15 protein-coding genes, 1 tRNA gene and 3 pseudogenes are annotated in these 17554 nt (G+C 68.9%); 8 read left to right on the forward strand and 11 right to left on the reverse strand.

The window, feature by feature from the left end; translation table 11 throughout:
- Positions 1 to 47 precede the first annotated feature (47 nt).
- The 5 genes and pseudogenes from KSP35_RS16195 to KSP35_RS26030 all read left to right on the forward strand — a co-directional run.
- Positions 48 to 1679, forward strand: a complete 1632-nt coding sequence (locus KSP35_RS16195) for an AAA family ATPase (protein WP_371748620.1) — start codon at positions 48 to 50, stop codon at positions 1677 to 1679.
- A 13-nt stretch (positions 1680 to 1692) separates the two neighbouring features.
- The gene (locus KSP35_RS16200; protein WP_216996856.1) at positions 1693 to 2133 is read left to right on the forward strand and encodes a hypothetical protein; all 441 of its coding nucleotides are present in this window, start codon (positions 1693 to 1695) and stop codon (positions 2131 to 2133) included.
- A complete protein-coding gene (locus KSP35_RS16205; protein WP_216996857.1) occupies positions 2130 to 2354 on the forward strand; it encodes a DUF2997 domain-containing protein in 225 nt (74 codons plus the stop codon). The genes KSP35_RS16200 and KSP35_RS16205 overlap by 4 nt, the downstream gene beginning before the upstream one ends.
- Positions 2351 to 3136 (forward strand): helix-hairpin-helix domain-containing protein, encoded by a 786-nt coding sequence (locus tag KSP35_RS16210; protein ID WP_216996858.1) that lies wholly within the window; start codon positions 2351 to 2353, stop codon positions 3134 to 3136. The genes KSP35_RS16205 and KSP35_RS16210 overlap by 4 nt, the downstream gene beginning before the upstream one ends.
- An 83-nt stretch (positions 3137 to 3219) precedes the next feature.
- Positions 3220 to 3525, forward strand: a pseudogene (locus KSP35_RS26030) (4Fe-4S cluster-binding domain-containing protein); the annotation flags it as partial.
- A 260-nt stretch (positions 3526 to 3785) separates the two neighbouring features.
- On the opposite strand, the gene KSP35_RS24610 reads toward KSP35_RS26030, so the two are convergent.
- The 7 genes and pseudogenes from KSP35_RS24610 to KSP35_RS16245 form a co-directional block, all read right to left on the reverse strand.
- Positions 3786 to 3992, reverse strand: a complete 207-nt coding sequence (locus KSP35_RS24610) for a DUF4268 domain-containing protein (RefSeq protein ID WP_254126803.1) — start codon at positions 3990 to 3992, stop codon at positions 3786 to 3788.
- Positions 3993 to 4032: 40 nt separating this feature from the next.
- Positions 4033 to 4557 (reverse strand): annotated as a pseudogene (locus tag KSP35_RS26035) (DUF4268 domain-containing protein); the annotation flags it as partial.
- Between the two features lie 247 nt (positions 4558 to 4804).
- Positions 4805 to 7417, reverse strand: a complete 2613-nt coding sequence (mobF, locus tag KSP35_RS16225; RefSeq protein WP_216996860.1) for a MobF family relaxase — start codon at positions 7415 to 7417, stop codon at positions 4805 to 4807.
- A 639-nt stretch (positions 7418 to 8056) separates the two neighbouring features.
- Positions 8057 to 8497: a hypothetical protein gene (locus KSP35_RS16230; RefSeq protein ID WP_216996861.1), complete on the reverse strand. Its 441-nt coding sequence runs from the start codon at positions 8495 to 8497 to the stop codon at positions 8057 to 8059.
- Between the two features lie 348 nt (positions 8498 to 8845).
- On the reverse strand, positions 8846 to 9610 hold the full coding sequence (locus KSP35_RS16235) for a hypothetical protein (RefSeq protein ID WP_216996862.1): 765 nt from the start codon (positions 9608 to 9610) through the stop codon (positions 8846 to 8848).
- Between the two features lie 2 nt (positions 9611 to 9612).
- The gene (locus KSP35_RS16240) at positions 9613 to 11295 is read right to left on the reverse strand and encodes an RNA-directed DNA polymerase (protein ID WP_216996863.1); all 1683 of its coding nucleotides are present in this window, start codon (positions 11293 to 11295) and stop codon (positions 9613 to 9615) included.
- A 92-nt stretch (positions 11296 to 11387) separates the two neighbouring features.
- Positions 11388 to 11461 (reverse strand) — tRNA-Gly (locus KSP35_RS16245).
- Between the two features lie 306 nt (positions 11462 to 11767).
- Between KSP35_RS16245 and KSP35_RS16250 the strand changes: the two genes are divergently transcribed.
- Positions 11768 to 12571, forward strand: a complete 804-nt coding sequence (locus KSP35_RS16250) for a metalloregulator ArsR/SmtB family transcription factor (protein ID WP_216996864.1) — start codon at positions 11768 to 11770, stop codon at positions 12569 to 12571.
- A 60-nt stretch (positions 12572 to 12631) separates the two neighbouring features.
- Here KSP35_RS16250 and KSP35_RS16255 read toward each other — a convergent pair whose 3' ends face one another.
- The gene (locus tag KSP35_RS16255) at positions 12632 to 13357 is read right to left on the reverse strand and encodes an alpha/beta fold hydrolase (protein WP_216996865.1); all 726 of its coding nucleotides are present in this window, start codon (positions 13355 to 13357) and stop codon (positions 12632 to 12634) included.
- A 106-nt stretch (positions 13358 to 13463) separates the two neighbouring features.
- Between KSP35_RS16255 and KSP35_RS24615 the strand changes: the two are divergent.
- Together KSP35_RS24615 and dcd are read left to right on the forward strand one after the other, a co-directional pair.
- Positions 13464 to 14360: pseudogene (locus KSP35_RS24615) on the forward strand (alpha/beta fold hydrolase); the annotation flags it as partial.
- Positions 14361 to 14415: 55 nt separating this feature from the next.
- Positions 14416 to 15000 (forward strand): dCTP deaminase, encoded by a 585-nt coding sequence (gene dcd, locus KSP35_RS16260; RefSeq protein WP_216996866.1) that lies wholly within the window; start codon positions 14416 to 14418, stop codon positions 14998 to 15000.
- A gap of 16 nt (positions 15001 to 15016) precedes the next feature.
- On the opposite strand, the gene KSP35_RS16265 is transcribed toward dcd, so the two are convergent.
- The 3 genes from KSP35_RS16265 to KSP35_RS16275 all read right to left on the reverse strand — a co-directional run bounded on the left by KSP35_RS16265 (position 15017) and on the right by KSP35_RS16275 (position 17549).
- Positions 15017 to 15946 (reverse strand): type II CAAX prenyl endopeptidase Rce1 family protein, encoded by a 930-nt coding sequence (locus KSP35_RS16265; RefSeq protein WP_216996867.1) that lies wholly within the window; start codon positions 15944 to 15946, stop codon positions 15017 to 15019.
- Positions 15943 to 16905, reverse strand: a complete 963-nt coding sequence (locus tag KSP35_RS16270) for a DUF1385 domain-containing protein (protein WP_216996868.1) — start codon at positions 16903 to 16905, stop codon at positions 15943 to 15945. Before KSP35_RS16270 ends, KSP35_RS16265 begins: the two co-directional genes overlap by 4 nt.
- A 224-nt stretch (positions 16906 to 17129) precedes the next feature.
- Positions 17130 to 17549: a hypothetical protein gene (locus tag KSP35_RS16275; RefSeq protein ID WP_216996869.1), complete on the reverse strand. Its 420-nt coding sequence runs from the start codon at positions 17547 to 17549 to the stop codon at positions 17130 to 17132.
- Positions 17550 to 17554 lie beyond the last annotated feature (5 nt).

Here is a 17554-nt window from a genome sequence, read left to right on the forward strand (position 1 = left end):
GTTGCAGGCGGGAGCGGCTGGTGGGTCGCTGAGGAGGAGCATCCCCGGTGGACAGTACGAGCGAGTTCCGAACAGTCCTGGTGCAGCTCATCAAGGCCAGGAACCCGGTTCTTCTCGTGGAGACGCATGAGGAGGAACGGGTCGTCGACATCGTCCTCGGCCTCGCCGAGGACCCTGAAGCGCTGAAGACCCGGCGCAACGTCGTCGTCTACTCCCTCACGAAGGGCCTCCACCAGGCCACCGCCACCGGCACTGCGGTCGCACCAGACAAGGCGTTGGCCCAAGCAGCGAATGCCACCGAGCCGACGCTGTTCGTGTTCTTCGATCTGCATCACTCGCTAGCGGGCCAGCGTGGCGCTGAGCCCGGCACGGTTCGAGCTATCCGAGACCTGGCCGAACAGTTCAAGAACGGTGACGTCGCCTCCACGCTGATCATCGTGGCGCCGACCCTCTCCCTGCCGGTCGATCTCGAGAAGACGGTCTCGGTCGTCAACCTGCCCCTCCCCGGCGCCGCCGAGATCGAGGAGGTGTTGGAGGAAATGATCCACTCCAACCGCGACGCGATCACTGTCGATCTCAGCCCCGACGACCGTCACCGCCTGGTTCAGGCCGCCCTCGGCCTCACCCGAAACGAAGCCGAGAACGCCTTCGCCCGAGCCATCGCCATCGACGGCCGTCTCGACGCCGCCGACGTTGAGCTGGTGCTCGACGAGAAGCGCCAGACCATCCGCAAGTCCGGGCTTCTAGAGTTCATTCCGCCCTCGGGCGACCTCAACGACGTCGGCGGGCTGGAGAACCTCAAGCGCTGGCTCGGCAAGCGCAACAGCTCCTGGCAGGCGGAGGCCGAGGAATGGGCGCTTCCGTTCCCGAAGGGAATCCTCATCACAGGCGTGCCTGGCTGCGGCAAGAGCCTCACCGCCAAGTGCACCTCCAGCCTGTGGGGCATGCCGCTGCTGCGTCTCGACATCGGGCGGGTCTTCGCCGGCCTGGTGGGGTCCAGCGAGCAGAACATGCGTGGTGCCTTGGAGCTGGCCGAGGCCACCTCGCCATCGATCCTGTGGATCGATGAGATCGAGAAGGGCTTCGGCTCGGCCGGCGGCGGGGGCGACTCTGGCACCAGCCAGCGCGTCTTCGGGACCTTCCTCACGTGGATGCAGGAGAAGCAGAAGCCGGTGTTCGTCATCGCAACGGCCAACGCCATCGATCGGCTCCCGCCCGAGTTCCTGCGCAAGGGTCGCTTCGATGAGATCTTCTTCGTCGACCTCCCTACGCACGCGGAGCGCACCAGCATCTGGAACCTCCACCTTCGGCGTCGCCTGCTCCCGGGACGTGCCGTCTCGGCAAGCCTTGCCCTCGACGCTGCCTTGGTCGATCGCCTGGGAGCTTCCAGCGAGGGCTTCTCGGGAGCCGAGATCGAGCAGGTGGTCGTCAGCGCATGCTTCGACGCCTTCGCCGAACGCCGCGGCGTCACTGAAGAGGACCTGTTGCGCTCCATCCGCAACACCGTCGCACTATCGGTCACGCAGGCCGAGCAGATCGCCGCCAACCGCACCTGGGCCTCCACCCGGGCCGTGGCCGCCACCGCCACAGAGGACCTCGATCAGTACGAGAGCACCCCGCCCACCGATCCCACCACCGACGTCGGCCGTTGGCGTGGCGGCCGGACCATCGAGTTCTAGAAGCAGCCGATCCATGAGCATCGAGGTCATCCTCATCCCCATCGGCATCGCCGCCTACAGCGCCTACAAGGAGCGCCACCGCACCGATCTGTGCGAGGGCTGCCGTCAGACCCGAATCACCGACCCCGCTCTGCTCGAGCGCACCCTTGTCTCGCTTGGCGCCACTGGAGTGGTCGTCGACTTCGAGGGCCTGGTGGTCACCGGGCAACTTGGCCAAGACGTCGTGCGCTTCCAGCTCATCGGCGGCGCCTACTTGGGCCGGATCGACGACTCCACCGACGAGGCCACTGAGGCGTTCGTCAGCGCCGTGGACGCCGAGGTCGGCCGGCTCGTCCAGGCTGACAAGGTCGACGAGATGCGCACACGGGCAGCTCAGCTCGGCCTGGTGCTCGTCGGGGAAGAGGTGGCCGAAGACGGCACCGTCCAGCTGGTCTTCGAGGAGGTCGAGGCATGACCCGAAAGCGCATCACCGTCCAGGTCCTGGCCGACGGCACCCTGCGAGCCGAGACGAGCGGGGTGACCGGCCCCGGCTGCCTAGACGAGGTGGCCCGCATCGAGGCCCTCTGCGGCGAGACCGTCACCGACTCCAGCCTCACTCCCGACTACCACGCCTCCGCCACCGCCACCGCAACCGACGACCTGGCCCTCGGCCAGAACCTGGAGCAGGACGGATGAACACTCCCGCCGAGAACCTCTGCGATCGATCCTGGCGCGTTCGCAACAGTGCCTGGCTCCTGGGCCCCATCCTCTCGGTAGGACTGCTGACCTGGGCATCCCTGTGGTACGTGAGCAGAAAGACCGGGCGGGCCGACTGGCGTCGGGCAACCCAGGCCTTCGGCGTGGCCGGCGCTGTCTTGTTTGTTTCGATCCTGACGCTGGGAGACGGAAAGAAGGGGACCTCGACACCCGGTGACACGGTTGGGGCTCTCATCATGATGGTGGTCTGGATCAGCAGCATCGCCTACTGCGTGCGGGCCAATCGGCCGTGGCTGATCTGGCGGGCGCACCACACCGGGGATGCCGCCTGGTACGCCACAGCGGCGGCCACCCCGACACCTCCTCCGAATCCCTCCGGGCCTTCGGTGGACGACGTCTTGCTTGGGTCGGCTTCCACCGCCTGGGCACCTCCGCCTCCGCCGCCTCCGCTGCTTCGGCCGCCTCCTCCTCGAGACGCAGCGACGACCTCGGCGGCGTCGCCGGCCGGTCCTATCGACGCCAATCGTTCGAACGCGGCTGACCTGTCGGTGCAGCTCGGGCTGGCCCCTGAGGCCGCTCAGCGTCTCGTCGCCGAGCGGACCAGGATCGGCGGGTTCACCCACGTTGACCAGCTGATGACCGTCGGCGGCGTCCCGCCTCATGTCTTCGCCGGCATTCGGAACCGGATCACGCTCTCTCCTGCGGCCCCTCCCCCGCCGAAGGCCGCACCATCAGGTCGCGGCCGGCGGCTCGATCTCTGAACGACAACGTGACCGCCCTGTCCGTGGCCCGCGTACTACATGGCACCACCGCCGAGGGACCGTTCCTGCGGACAGCGGTATGGGTGCAGGGCTGCTCTATCCGCTGCCCCGGATGCATCAACCCGCACCTGTTCGAACCCGGCGGACCCGATGCCGACGTTGATGGTCTGGCCGACGCCATCGTGACCGCCGGCGTCGAGGGACTGACGTTGTTGGGTGGCGAGCCGTTCGACCAGGCGGACGCTTGCGGCTTCCTGGCCGAACGGGTGCGAGCCGCCGGACTCGGGGTGATCACCTTCACCGGCTACGCCGTCCAGGACCTCCGCAGTCAGCTGGCCGATTCGCCGGTCCACCGGCTCCTGGCCGCCACCGACCTTCTGGTCGACGGCCCGTACCAGCACGACGCCCCCGAGTCGGCCCGAGCTCTCGTCGGCTCGACGAACCAAGGCTTCCACCATCTCACCGAGCGCTACCGGTCCTACGACCCGGCGACCCGCCGTAACCGCATCGACATCCGCATTAGCGCTGATGGCGACACCCGCCTAGCTGGCTTCCTCACCCGCCCCGGCCTCCGGAGCCTCACGGGTTCGGCGGCAGTCAATCTTTGTGCCTCGTCTCTGAGCACGCCAAGCGAATCCCCTCCCGGGACTCAGCCTGACGGTCGATCGGAATCGAAGGCCCTCACGTCTTCGGCGACTTGGGCAAGCGCACGGCGCATGCGCTCGCCGGCGTCGAGGAACCAGTCCAGGTACTGATCCCACTGAGCCTCCTCGAGGATGTCGCCGTCTTCTCGGTAGGTGGCGATCCGGCAGGCTCGCTTGCCTTCGATCTCGTCGAACTTCGAGTTGATGGCCAAAAGCGGCCTCAAGTAGCTCGCGTCGCTCGACCAAGAGCTCGAAAAGCGCCACGTTGGCCGAGGAGTCGCCGCGATCGATGTACAGCTCGTGACGGAGGCGACGGCCTTGCGCGAACGATGGGTTGATCTGGGTCCCCTGGAACGGCCCGCCGAAGGACATCCAGTTGGCCGGTTGTGGCGATCCACGCCGACCCCAGTCGCTGTGCTCGGATGCCTGGCGCTCCAAGTATCGCTCCCAGAAAGTCCGGTACTTCTCGCTCCGGGGGCTCATCCCGCCGCCGGACCGGCTAGCGGTGCGGACGCGCTTCTGCCAGTCGTTGGGTTTCGACACGACCTCGAAGAGGGGTGCGGGCGCCGAAGTACCGATCCTCACGAGGGACAGCACGACTCCGAAGAAGTGTGTGTCCTCGCCTGTTTGCTCGTTGAGCCAGTCGAGTGCCTGCCGATGCTCGTCTCGGAAGGCCGTTGCGATCCACACGATGGTCGTGGCCCCCGTTCCGGCAGCGTACGTGAGGACTTGACCGAGATGCGTGTGATCGGTCGGCTCCAACTGGTTCTCGACCATGAGCACGGCGTCGTTGGTGAGGTCCTGTCCGATGAGGTCGAGCGAGTAGCCCCCCACGGGATGCTCCGCTGCGTGTAGTTCCAGCTCGATGCCAAGGGCTCGGCCCAGCCGCTCCGCATTCGCCAGAAGCCATGGCGTGAAGTCACGCGCTTCGTTGGCCCAGACGGATCGAGGTTGAACAGGTTCGATGTCGCCGAGTTCCACGGCGGCACCCTATTGGTGATCGACGGCCGGCGGCATTGTGCCGTCAGGGTTCGAGGTGGGGTGGGACGAGCTTGGGAGCTGCTGGTTCCGCTCGCACGACGGCAGACCGCTCTCGTTGGATGCGGACAAGATGCGCATGCATGGCGAGAGCGGACTCGTGGCTCGGCGCTCGGCTGGCGACCTCGGCCAGGGCCTCGGCGGGGTCGAGGGTGCCGGTGGGGTCGGGGATCCAGGCGTGGTTGGGGATCCAGGCGTGGTTGGCTTCTCGGCCTCTGGTCATGGCGACGTAGAGGTGCGAGCGGCTCGTGCCGGGCTCGACGACGGCGTAGGCGATGTCGGTGGTGTCGCCTTGGTTGCCGTAGCCGGTGACGGCCCAGCCGAGCTCGACGTGCCTAGCGACGTAGTCAGCCGGGAGGTGGACTGACCCATGCTCGGCATCGGTCACCACGAGGCCGTCGTCCTCGCTGACGGATCGGACGGTCCAGGTGTGGCGGTTTCGGACGGTCACGCTGGCGGTCGTCTCGAGGGTGGGCTCGTTGCGACGGGTGGCGATGCGATCGCCGATGCCGGCCTTCGTGCCGTCGGCCAGGACAGCACCGTGATCGAGCGCCGTCCCTCGCTCGTGCTGGATCGCTTCGTTGATGGAACGCGCGGTGGACACCGAGGCGGCGGTGAGGGCGACCGTCCGGCCTTCGGCTTCAGCGCGGGCCACCTCCTTGGCGAGCTGGCGGGCGAGAAGCTTGGGGTGGGTGGTGTGGAGCCGGTCGTGGGCGGCGTACTGCTCGGCGGCCTCGGGGTCGGCGGTCCGGAGGGCGATGCTGGCAGCCGCCTTCCACGGTTCCACGAAGCGGCGAGGCGTGATCAGCTCGTGGTGGGCGAGGGTGTCGCACCAGTGGGCGAAGACGCAGCCTCGGCCGACGGCGGGTAGCTGGGCGGGGTCACCGACGGCGACGAGCCGCCAGTGGTGGCGGCGGGCGAGGTCGACCAGGCGGTGGAGGTCGTCGGTGCCGGTCATGGCGGCCTCGTCGAGGATGACCGTGGTGCCCGGCCGCCACGGCCGGCGGCGGTCATCGGCGTGGTGGAGCAGGAACGAGGCGAGAGTGAGGCTGGGGCACTTTGCGTCAGTGGCCAGCACATCGGTGGCCTTGCCCGAGGGAGCGAGGCCGACGACCGGTCGACCCTGCTGGCCCAGCTCGGCGACGCCCCGGGCGATGGTGGTGGTCTTACCGGTGCCGGCAGGCCCGACGATCACCACGAGGCCGTCGTCACCAGCGATGGCGCTCGCCGCTGATCTCTGAGGATCGACGCCAGCAGTGGGTGCCGGGTCGAGGCTGGCTCGGGCCCAGTCCTGGAGGTCCTGTTCCTGCTCGATGACGTGGTGGGTGGTGAGCCGGTGGTCGGTGACGTGCTCCTCCACCGGGCGCCCGTCCCTGCGGCGGGCCCAGGAGCCGAGCACCGGCGAGAGGTTGAGGCACCGATCGGCGGCGGAGCTGGCCAGCATGTCGATGGTGGCCACCAGAGCCTGGCCCGAGCGGCCGGTGGTAGGCGGCAGGAGCGTCGCGATGTGACGGGCGAGGTCGGCTTCGAGCCACGTCGAGGACTCATCGGCAGCGAGGCGGATGGCTTCCTCGATCACGGCCTCGTGGCTGGTGTCCGGTGCCGGTTCGTGCCGGCGGATGCCGTCGGCGGTCAGCTCGTGGCACTCGAACCCCATCGCTGCGGCGTCGGAGGCCCAGAGCTGGTGGAGCTCGGTGGCGTCGACGCCGTGGGTCTTGTCGGGCCGGGAGTCGGTCACGGCCTTGCGTTCGAGGTTGGCGATTGTGCGGGCGTCCGGCTCGGCGCCATCGTGCTCGTCCTGCCAGCGCTCGAGGAGCTCGGCGAGCCGGTTGTCGACCTGCACGGTCCGCTTGGAGAACAGGTCGCGCACCTCGTCTGGGATGCAGTCCATGTCGACCGGGGCACCGGGATCGACACGCTCCCAGCCAACGCCGAGCCGGGCGGCCAGCTCGGTGCGGAGGGCGGCGTCGTAGATCCAGCCGATGGTGCGCTGCTGGTACTTCAGGAAGCGGGCGTCGAGGGCGAGCCACTTCCCGGTCTCGTCCTGGACCTTCGACGAGATCAGCGCGTGGGTGTGCAGCTGCGGGTCCATCGACCGAGAGGTGTGCTGGCGGAAGAGCGCAGCGGTGATGCCGAGCGAGTCGACCTGGTCGACACCGTCCTTCCCGCGCCGGGTGACGGCGCCGCGCTCCTCGAACCAGCCGAGGGCGGCAGTGACGGCGGCGTCGTGGGCGGCAAGGACTTCGGCCCGGACCCACCGGTCGGGTGTGAGCGCCCACAGCGCCGAGACCGACTTCGGGGCCGAGAACGTGGCGTCGAACCCTCGGGCCGAGCGGTCACCGAACCGGCGCCCGATCGAGTGTCGGGTGGACGGGTGGTGGCCGGCGAGGAGCGCACGGAGCTGCTCGCCATGGACCTCGCCGGACAGACCGAGGGCCTCGATGCCGGATCCCCACCACCTTCCCGGCGGCTCGTCGGGGTCGAGGTAGTAGTCGACCGGGCCTCGCCCGGGGCCGGATCGGTCCCGGTCCTCGGCCAGGCCGGCGTAGTAGTCGACCAGTCGGGCGAGCCGGTCGCCGGCCGCCTTCAGGGTCGTCACCCGCATCACCGGGACACCGGACCGGGACGCAATGCACCCGTCTGCTCGGATCGGTGGTTCATGCCCCCTATGCGGTGAGCGGGCCGGGATCTCTGAGGAAGCTCGGCAGATGGGGCTGGCGGGACGGCCGGGACGCTCGGCGGGACGGTTAGTGGGGCCGGAGGCCTTCCGTCGGGAGGGGCGCAGGGGTACCGTCAGGGGCGACGCGTCGTCGGGACCGCCGAGACCTGGCCAACCTCACCGCAGCTCAGGCTGCCCTCCTCGGAGGAAGTGCTCATGGCGCGTCAGCGCAGGGCGGGGGGTGGCGTCGATCGTCTCCCGTCCGGCCGGTTCCGAGTCCGCATCGTCTCGCCCGAGGGCGAACGCATCAGCATCGGGTCCTTCACCACCCGCCGTGCCGCCGAGACGGCCTACGCCCGCTCGCTGGCCGACCGCGCCGACGGCAAGTGGCGCTCCCCGATCGAAGCGACAATCACGCTCGAGGAGTGCGCCACCGGCTGGATCGAAGAACGGCTCACCAGCCGAGGCGAACCGCTCCGGCCGCGGGTGAAGGACATGTACCGGTCCCAGCTCCGCCTACACATCCTCCCGACCCTCGGCTCCATCCCCGTCCCGAAGATCACCACCGCCCGGGTGCGGTCATTTTCGGCCGAGAAGCGGGGACCCGACGGGCCCGGCGCCAGCACGGCCGCCAAGTGCTACCGGCTGCTTCGCTCGATCATGACCACCGCCACCGAGGATGGGCTCCTCGCCGCCAACCCGTGCAACATCAAGGGCGCCGGCGTCGAGCCCGCCGAGGAGCGACCGATCCCCACCGTTGCCCAGGTCCACGCCATCGCCGAGACGATCCATCCCCGGTACCGCTGCATCGTCCTGCTCGCCGGCTTCGTCGGCCTCCGCAAGGGCGAGCTGCTCGGCCTCCGCCGCTGCGACCTCGACCTCGAAGCTGGCGAGCTGTCCGTCGTCCAGCAGCGCCAGCTCGACCGCCACGGCCAACACCTCGTCGGCCCACCCAAGACCGCCGCCGGCAAGCGCACCATCGCCCTCCCCGCCAGCCTGATCCCAGACCTCCAGCACCACCTCGACGAGTACGCCGAGCCCGGGCGGTACGGCTACGTGTTCACCGGCCAGCAGGCAATCCCCTCGCACCCCACGTCCTCCACGGCGCCTGGCCACGGGCGAGAGCAGCCCACGACCTCGACCACATCCACCTGCATGACCTCCGCCACCTGGCCGGCACCCTCGCTGCCAGCACCGGCGCCGGCACCAAGGAGCTCATGTACCGCCACGGCCACGCCAGCCCCCAAGCCGCCCTCCTCTACCAGCACGCCACGAGAGAGCGTGATGTTGCGCTTGCTAGCGCGATTGACGAGTTGCTTGCCTGAGGCCGTAGCGCTCACTGAGCCAGAGACAGCGTTGGCAAGACAATCAAGGTGCGGGCGTCGCTTCACCAAGAGAGGTGAGAAGGGCTGTCTTCGTAGCATCGTCCTCACCCACCCAGAATCCCCCTGCAGGCCACGCAGCCGAAGGAGCAGGGATCAGCGCTACGAGCCGCTGCATGTACAAGTCGGAGTAGCGACGGTCACCCACCAAGTAGGCCAGCGAACAGGATGTCGCAAAGTCTGCTGCTTGAAGCAACCTCGAGTAGGTCGAGTCAGTACATAGTTCGAAGGCAACTCGGGGCGCTCGGTGTACCGGATCAGCGCAGGTCGTCGACAGATACTTCAGAAACTGCGGGCCACCCTTGCCGTACCCGTTGCTGGGGAGGTCAAATACATACGACAGGCCGAAGTCGCCGCTCACAGCGGACGAGATGCTTTCGGTCAAGAATCGATGCAAGGAAGCCCGATCCTCCTCGAGGTCTGCGACCGCTCCTGAGACGCTTAGCAATAGCTGAATCTCGAACCGCTCGAAGAGGTCACACACTGCTGCAAGAAAGGCTTGGCGAAGATCGGCATCTAGCGCATGCATCGTGGTCCCAGCCTTCGGAGACCATTTGAACTCGTCAAAGTCGCCGAATCCTGTTGTTCGACATAGCTCCCGCAGGTCCCACGCGATCTCCGGAAGCAATGCGCCTCTACACACGATACCGCCGTAGCCTTGGAGATGATCTCCCGCTCCCGGAAGAAGGTTGCGCAGACGTTGCGAGACCTTCTGCTTTGAATCGTCAACGAATAGAACGTTGAATTCCATCGTCAAGGCCGTTGACGTCCGGAGTAGTCTTTCTCGACTGGGATTTTCGCCCAGCCTGTGTCCTCAAGCATGAGGAGGGTGGCGAAGTTCTCCTCGTGAGAAGAGAGGATACGCCTAACCTCTGACTTGGATGCGCCAGCGGCGCGCATGAACAGTGCACAAGCTCTGTACTGAAGTGCGGAATTGGAGCGCCGAACAACACTCGTCGCCAGCTGGAGGGCTATGTCCTTATCCCACTCGGCATATCGACTCAGAACCGCAGTGGTAAGGGTCAAATCGTCAGATGTCGAAGCGATCTCGGCGAGCTGACCAAAGAGGCCTCTCACTCGCTTGCCCTTGCCCGCTGCGACCGTGCTTGGCACGCCGGTGGCGTACTGGCCCAAGCTCCAGGAGAACTTCGGCCACTGGCTCTGAAGATGGTCTTCCAGGAAGTCGAGGTAGGGGCCATCCCAAAGCTTGAGCTTTCGAGCCATACGTGCGAGGTGGTCGGCACCGTGAGGAAGCTGCGAAGAAACGTGAATAAGTTGGATTGCGGCCGGTTTCATCTCTAAGTCCGCAACTGATCTGGCCGTGAAGTAAATGTTGCTTCGACTAGTGGAGGCGGGGTCGGCAGCTATGCCATCTACCAACTCCGCCACCTGTCTAATCGGAAGCATTGTTCTGCCTGTGATTGGGCTGGGTTCTGCGCCGCTATGAGAGAATGTGTCGATAGCCGCCCCGATTTCCTCGCCACGAAGCAGAGATGTCTTTCCTGAATTCAGATCGAGGCCATCGGCACGTAGCGCCGAAGCCAGCGCGACTTGGGTCGAGCGCAACCATGCCTCAGATGTGGAGAAGATCCAATAGTCGTCCATCCAGCGCACGGCTGTGTTGGTGGTGAAGGTCTCGTCGAGTTCCGGGCGCACATCAAGTACGGCATCAATATCGGCAAGGTACATGTTCGCTAGGGACGAGGATGATAGGCATCGCTGGGGCAATCCTGCATTTCCCGGCTGAGAGGCAACCCCGTGCAGAAATGATTCGAGCCGACGCAGCGGCGCCAACTGTCTGCTTCGAACCCTGAGCTTCTCACCGAGAATTCCGAGGTCGATGCTGGGAAAGAAGGATGCAATGTCAGCGCGCAGCGCAAACTCGTACTGTTCGCTACATTGACGCAGGTAACTCCTGTAGCGGTCCCACTCACCGCTGTTCTTGACGTAACTGCCACGTTCGGGGTCGGCTCGGTTTGGACGCCATCCGAATACCCAGGAGTGTGTATCGCTATATAGCTCTGGCAGCAGGCGGTCGGTTAGTGCCTGCCCAGCGAGTCGGTCGATCGGATCCAGCACGACCGCAGGTCGCATCCCGAACTGCTCTTTCGGAACGGTCAGCGCAAGGGTTGGGCGTGCGCCTGTCCCGTTCAGTCGGGCGGCGACTATCTCTGGACGGTGCTTTACTGCCCACGCGACCTCTGGCCAGCCCCAGGGGTCGCGATACCAATCGCCGTAGGCGTCGTGCTCGACGTTCCGGAGGGCCCGATCGAGATCAACTAGCTCTGACCAGTTCAAAAGGTCCCTCTCCCTGAGTGTTGGATGATCGTACGCACTCGAGGACCACGGAGGGGGTGAGACGGCAACGTGAGGCCAGCCGTTGCATGGCGTGTCTCCAGACCGACCGAAGCTGTGTAGCCGGGCCGTGCGGCCCATAGGGTCACGTTAGGGTCACGAGGCCGATTTTGGGCCTGAACGGCGAAAGCCCAGGCGGCCCGGAAACCGGGGCTGACCTGGGCCTTTGTGGTTGGAGCGGGTGAGGAGAATCGAACTCCCGTATTCAGCTTGGGAAGCTGATGTTCTGCCATTGAACTACACCCGCGAGCGGCGGCAGCGGTGAGGCGGAGCCCCGGTCCGAGCTGCTCGGCGGACCCGAACCCTACCCGAGCCGGCACCCTCGCGGCCCACCGGGATCGGGCCTGGCGCCCGGCTTGGGGCGCCACCGGCGTCGCCGTCGCGAAGGACTGGTAGCGGCGGGGCCCGGACCGGGCGTCATTCCTCACCAGATGGGCACGTCGGCGGTCGCCGTCGAGGAACCGGTGGCGGAGGCGGCCCGGCCCGGCCCGGGCGCCTCTCCTCGCCGGTTCCGGGACCCGGCATCGGCAAGTCATGAGGCCCGATCCTTGACATGCAGGTAAATGCCTGCCTAAATGGCGTCGTGGCTCCGGACGTCGACCTCGTGTTCAAAGCGTTGGCCGATCCCACCCGGCGGTTGCTGCTGGACCGGCTGCGCGAGCAGGACGGCCAGACGTTGGGCGAGCTGTGCGAGCACCTCGACATGGCCCGCCAGTCCGCCACCCAGCACCTCGGCGTGCTGGAGGCGGCCAACCTCATCAGCACCCGCCGGCAGGGCCGCCAGAAGCTCCACCACCTCAACGTGGTGCCGCTCCACGAGATCCAGGAGCGGTGGATCGACCGGTTCGAGCGCCCCCGCCTGCGCGCCCTGAGCGCCATCAAGCAACGAGCAGAGGAAGCCATGTCCGACACCAAGCAAGACACCCAGACCTACGTCTACGTCACCTACATCGAGGCCAGCCCCGAAGCGGTGTGGGAGGCGCTCACCGACCCCGACGCCACCGCCGCCTACTGGGGCCACCGCAACGAGTCCGACTGGCAGCCGGGCTCCACCTGGCAGCACGTCCGCAACGACGGCTCAGGGATCTCCGACGTCGCCGGCACCGTCGTGGAGAGCGACCCGCCCAATCGGCTCGTCACCACCTGGGCCGGCGCGGATGGCAACGACCCCGACGTCTCCACCGTCACCATGGACCTCAAGGCCAGCGGCTCGGTGGTGAAGCTGACCGTCACCCACGAGGACCTCATCCCCGACCACTACCGCCAGATCTCCGGCGGCTGGCCCGTGGTCCTCTCGAACCTCAAGTCGTACCTCGAGACCGGGTCCCCGCTGCCGCCCGACCTCTGGGGCCTGTAGCCCCGAACCCGGCTCGCCCGAGGTCGTCCAGCGGGCCCGGGCGACAGCGGTCGGAACGGGTCAGGCCAGCGAGGACCAGAAGCGCTGGATGGCCTCGGCCGCCACGTCGGGCGAGTCGAGCATCCACCAGTGGCCGGCGCCGGGGAGGGTGGCCATCTCGGCGATGGTCCGGTCGGCCAGGCGCTGGGCGCGGCCGGGCACCTTGAACGGGTCGGCGTCGGCGTCGAGCACCAGGCCCGGCCCGTGGATCGAGTCGATCCCCGGCCCCCACTCGTTGCCCAGGTCCACCGACGACCGGTAGAGGGTGAGGATGCAGGCGGCCATGGTCTCGTCGAACGTGCGAGCCATGGCGGCCGCCCCCTCGGCGGGCACCCCGGCGGCGGCCAGCAGCCCGGCGCGGTCCTCCTCGGGACCGCCCACCACACCGGCCATGAAGCCCTCGCCTTCGGCGCTGATCCAGAGCTTGGCCAGGTCGTGCCACTCGAAGTCGCTGGCCAGGTCGCCGCCGTCCATCACCCACGAGCGGATGTTCTCGGGCCGGTCGGCCAGCACCCGCAGCGCCAGCAGCGCGCCCCAGTCGTGCACCACCAGGTCGACGTCGTCGTAGGCCGTGAGCTCGCCGGCCAGCCACGACGCGTAGCCCTCCATGTTCGGCTCGAAGTCCGGGGCGGGCGAGCCGAAGCCGGGCAGGCCCAGCAGCACGACGTCGTCGCGCTCCAGCCGCTCGACGAGCGGCCCCCACAGCTCGGTGGTCTCGGGAACGCCGTGGACGAAGATGGCAGGCACGGCCGCACCGTACCGCCGTCACCCGTCCGGGACCGGCCGAGCGGCGCATCTCGCGCAGCCGTCCGGTTTGCCGACGCACGCCGGCCAGGTGGCACGCTGTCGGGCCATGGGGGAGGTCATCGCACCGCGCATCGAGGGCACCGTCGGGCTGGGACGGGGGCGGCGGCTCGGCTTCGCCGAGTTCGGGCCGCCCACCGGTCGGTCCATCGTGTGGCTGCACGGCACGCCGGGCGCCCGACGCCAGATCCCCACCGAGGCCCGCGCCTACGCCGAGGTCCACGGCCTGCGCATCGTGGGCATCGACCGGCCGGGCATCGGCTCCTCGACCCCGCACCTCTACGAGAACATCCGCGCCTTCGCCTCCGACCTCGAGACCGTGGCCGACCGCCTCGGCCTCGACGAGCTCGCCGTCATCGGCCTCTCCGGCGGTGGGCCCTACGCCCTGGCCGCGGGCGCGGTGCTGCCCGATCGCGTGAAGGCCGTCGGCGTGCTCGGCGGCGTGGCCCCCACCGTCGGGCCCGATGCCATCGACGGCGGGCTGGTCTCGGTCGGCCGCCACTTCGCCCCGCTCATCTCGGTGGCCCGGGTGCCCATCGGGATCGGCCTCACCGGGGCCATCCGCCTGGTGAAGCCGCTGGCCAGCCGCGGGCTCGACCTCTTCGCCCGCCTCTCGCCCGAGGGCGACCGGGTGCTGCTCGGCCGGCCCGAGTTCAAGGCCATGTTCCTCGACGACCTGCTCAACGGGAGCCGCAAGCAGTTCTCGGCGCCGCTGGCCGACGTGCTGCTCTTCTGCAAGGACTGGGGCTTCCGCGCCGCCGACGTGCAGGTGCCGGTGCGCTGGTGGCACGGCGACGCCGACCACATCATCCCCTACGCCCACGGCGAGCACCTGGTGGCCCGGCTGCCGAACGCCGAGCTGCGCACCCTCGCCGGCGAGAGCCACCTCGGCGGCCTCGGGGTGGGCGAGGAGATCCTCGGCACCCTGCTCGACCTGTGGGGACGCGCCCCGGCCCTGAGCCAGCCTGGCCCCGCCACGGCAACGGGTAGCGTGCGAGGCCGTGATCCTCTCCGACCGCAGCATCCGCGAAGCCCTGGCGTCGGGCCGCATCGAGATCGACCCGCTGGACGAGTCCTGCATCCAGCCGTCCTCCGTCGACCTCCGGATCGACCGCTACTTCCGGGTGTTCCGCAACCACACCACGCCGATCATCGACGTGAAGGAGAACCTCGAGGACCTCACCGAGCTGGTGGAGATCCCGGCCGAGTCCGACCGCCCGTTCATGCTCCACCCCGGTGAGTTCGTGCTCGGCTCCACCGCCGAGCGCATCCGCCTCCCCACCGACCTCGTGGGCCGGCTCGAGGGCAAGAGCAGCCTCGGCCGCCTGGGCCTGCTCATCCACTCCACCGCCGGCTTCATCGACGCCGGCTGGGACGGCCACGTCACCCTCGAGCTGAGCAACATCGCCACCCTGCCCATCACGCTCTACCCCGGCATGAAGATCGGCCAGATCAGCTTCCTGATGATGACCACCGAGGCCGACGTGCCCTACGGCTCCGCCGCCGTCGGCTCGAAGTACCAGGGCCAGCGCGGCCCCACCCCGTCGCGCTACTGGGAGAACTTCAAGGACGACCCGGTCGGCTGAGCCGACCGGGCCGCGCTCAGCGGACGGTGCGCTCGGGCAGGGGGGCCTCGTGCGGGAGCGGGCCCTGCACCACCACGCTGGAGCCGTCGCTCAGGGTGACCGACGTGGGCCGGCCGTCGCGCAGGTCGATGCTGGCGACGTCGAGCCCGGTGCGGATGTCGACCAGGCCGCCGTCGTCGGCGACGGTGATGCGCTTCGGGCGGCCGTAGGCCAGGACCAGGAGCCCGAGGGTGCAGGCCAGGCCCGTGCCCCGGGCGTCGGCGGCCACCGACTCGCTCCACACCAGCACCGTCAGCAGGTTGATCACGGCGTGGCCCACGGCCATGGGCAGGACCGAGCCCGAGCGGTAGACGATCAGGGCGGCGAGCGCGGCGTAGGCCACGAACGGCAGCGCCGTGCCGAGCGAGTGCATCTGCTCGCGGTGGCCGGGGAGCAGCACGAACCAGAGGCCGGCGAAGGCCAGGCTGGCGACGCGGGCCCGGTCCGGGCGGAGGCCGACGAAGCGCAGGACCACGCCGATGACGGCGGGGATGGCGAGCCGGTAGACCAGCTCCTCGCTCATCGACGCCACGGTGAGGCTGGTGAACAGCTCGATGCGACCGTCCCGGGCGTAGACCACGGCCAGCACCGGCAGCAGCACGCAGATGGCCAGCCAGTAGACGATGGCTGCGCCCCGCTGGGTGGAGCGGCCGAGCAGGCGCTCGCCGCAGGCCACCGCCAGGCCGAGGGCCGGGATGATGGAGAGCGGGAGGTCGAGCGAGCCGAACGGGATGTTCGGGACGGCGCCGGAGATCGATGCCACCTCGACGGCCGTGGTGAAGGCCGCCATGAGCAGCACGAGGCGACGGCGGTAGCCCGCAGGGGTCTTCACCGCCGGGACCGTAGCCCGGCGGATGGGGCGGTCGGGCAGGTGGAGCGGGTGGTGCAGGACGGGCAGGACGCTCACGGGGCCACCGCCACGGCGGGGGCGCCGGTGACGGCAGCAGCAGCGAGCGGCTCGGCGGCCAGGGTGGCCTCGAGGGCGGCGACGGCCACCTCGATCATGTCGTCGGTGGGGTCGTTGGTGGTGATCCCCTGGAGCCAGGACCCGGGGGCCATCAGGACCTTGCCCACCAGCTGGTGCTGGTGGAGCCCGGCGAACTTGATGGCCTCGTAGGCCACGCCGGCCACGATCGGCAGGCCGAGGATGCGGGACGCCACCAGCAGGCCCCAGGAGGGGTGGCCGATGAGGGCGTGGGCGAACATCGTCACCAGCACCACCACCAGCAGGAAGGCGGTGCCGCAGCGGGGGTGGCGGCGGCTGAACTGGCGGATGCCCTCCGGCGTGAGCGGCACCCGGTGCTCGAAGGCGTGGATGGTCATGTGCTCGGCACCGTGGTAGGCGAACACCCGCTTGACCTGCGGCGAGCGGCCGAGCAGGGCGAGGTAGCCGACCAGGATGGCGAGGCGGATGAGGCCCTCGGTCAGCGAGAACAGCGCCGGGTTCGAGACGCCGACCGCCTTGACCAGCACCGCCGGCAGCAGGCCGAAGATGCCGAACACGCCCACCAGGGCGATGGTGACGGTGAGGACCAGGCCCTTGCGGCTGTAGCCGTCGCCCGACTCGTCGCCGCGCTCCTGGGCCGCCCACAGGGTGGCCTTGGTGCCGAGCGCCGCGGTCTCGCCGAGGGCGACCACGCCCCGGACCAGCGGCAGCTTGCGCCAGCCGTCGAGCCCGGCGGGCAGCGTGCGGCTGGTGGTGGCGATGGTGCCGTCCTGGCGACGCACGGCCGCACCCCAGGAGGCGCCCCGGCGCATCATCACGCCTTCGAGCAGCGCCTGGCCACCGATGGGGCCGACGCTCTCGTCGATGCCCTGGAGGTTGGAGGCTTGGTGCGAGTCGGGTGTCCCCCGGAGTTCAGCCACGTCGTTCCCTCTTCTTCGACCGCGGAGAGCGGTCGTCCCGCTGCGGATACTACGGATGGTGGTCGACCTTGTCTAGGTCGAACGACCTATGCCCACTGTACGGAGCGATTAGCCGCGCCGGGTGGCGGTTCCTGCACGCTTCGTGAACTCCGTGCCCGCCGTCACGGCGCAGGCCTGGTGCGTCGGCTGGGAGCAGCGACGAGGGAGGGTCGCGACGGCCCGGCTCAGACGAGGGCGGCGGCCTGGGCGTCGCGGTGGGCGGCGCGGTCGGCGTCGGGGCGGGCCAGGGCCTCGGTGAGGGCGGCCTGCAGCTCGCGGGCGTGGAACGGGCGCACCAGGAAGCCGTCGGCGCCGGCCTGCCAGGCCAGGCGGCCGTTGGCCGGCCCGGTGCCGATCACCACCACGCGGGCGCCGGTGGCGCCGGGCTCGGTGCGGGCCCGCAGCGCCTCGAGCGCCGCCAGGTTGTCCGGACCGAGGTCGAGCACGGCGCCGGTGGCACCGCTGTGCACGACGGCGTCGGCGAGGTCGGCGTCGGGGGCGAGGCGCACCGCGTCGAGCCCGACGGTCTCGACCACGCGGGCCACGACCTCCCGGACGGCTTCGTCCGGGTTGGCGACGAGGATGGTGGTGCTGCCGTCGCCCACGGGGC

The organism is Aquihabitans sp. G128 (assembly GCF_019048865.1).
GTDB lineage: Bacteria > Actinomycetota > Acidimicrobiia > Acidimicrobiales > Iamiaceae > Aquihabitans.